The 722-nt window shown below is 40.3% G+C and carries 1 protein-coding gene; it reads right to left on the reverse strand.

Features of this window, described 5'->3' with window-relative positions:
- Positions 1-265: 265 nt before the first annotated feature.
- Positions 266-457: a hypothetical protein gene (locus ABJD64_RS07070; protein WP_348179970.1), complete on the reverse strand. Its 192-nt coding sequence runs from the start codon at positions 455-457 to the stop codon at positions 266-268.
- Between the last annotated feature and the right edge of the window lie 265 nt (positions 458-722).

Raw genomic sequence — 722 nt, forward strand, 5'->3', positions numbered from 1 at the left:
TCGTTTATTTGCTGTCAGTGCATTTTGCATTTGACCGGATGATACTTAAAATGCGTCCATTGTCAAGGTGAAGTCTATGGTGAACATATTATGATCTTTGGCTATGGCACCAGTGACTGTGCCTGCAATATTATGGTGGGTCAAAGACTACGTTTTGCATATCGTTGGAAGACACAAATACGTATTGGTCGCCTTTTACGAGTTCAATTTCTGTCAGTACGCCTGTCAAATCCGCGTTGTCAAATATTTCGTTATCGGCTACATCTTACACGATCACATTGAAGCCATTCGCGTTGACGGCGAGTGTTCTTACTTCCACATTTTCTTCATTTAGCTCCAAATTGATCGTTCGGTTTCCTTCGTTGTTATCGATGTCTTGCTTTTCATCTACACAGCTGGTCATTACTACCCAGGTCGCAACTACTGTACTTAAAAAGAATTTTAATTTTTTACTCATTTTTTGATTAGCGTTCGTGTCCCCACGAACCATGGCTTATGATATAAAAAGATTCCTACCTCTCGTGACTTCGTCTATAAAGCGGTCTGTCGAGTAAAGAAGTTTCCTGAAACATTTTTGCTGATCTGGGAATTTCTCAGCTGTTTCCCTGGTGACAAGCTCTTTCGAAATGATGCGGTGTCGAATAATGTCCTCCCCTAGCTTGCGAAAACACAAGCCAGGGAGTTCATTCTTTTGTAACTCTTTATTTAGAATCAATTTTCTA

The organism is Reichenbachiella sp. (genome assembly GCF_039944555.1).
Lineage (GTDB): Bacteria > Bacteroidota > Bacteroidia > Cytophagales > Cyclobacteriaceae > Reichenbachiella.